The sequence below is a fragment of the Gilvimarinus sp. 1_MG-2023 genome, assembly GCF_030548285.1.
The window spans coordinates 1-264 of sequence record NZ_JAUOSC010001146.1; the positions used below are offsets into that span (position 1 = coordinate 1).

General features: G+C 57.2%; 1 pseudogene. It reads right to left on the minus strand.

Annotated elements, in window-relative coordinates:
• Window positions 1–264: pseudogene (locus tag Q4563_RS20445) on the minus strand (EF-P beta-lysylation protein EpmB); the annotation flags it as partial.

The following is a 264-nucleotide window of genomic DNA, read 5'->3' on the forward strand; positions in this document are numbered from 1 at the left end:
CTGCACAGCCCGTCGCCGCCAGTAACAAGAGCCGGCCCTGATATTTGTGAACGATACCGGGGGTGATATTGGCGTGTTGCTCATCCAGTGGATCACTGACATAACCCGGCATGGCGATAAGCTCTTCAGCGTCTGGCAGTACCTGGCGCAGCAAGGGATCGTGGGGGTTGCCAGGTTCCATTTTTTGCAGATACGGCGCAGGAACGAGCACCGGAAACGTACTGGCAGCCAGCTGTCGGTCGCTCAAATGAGTCGGAGCAAGAT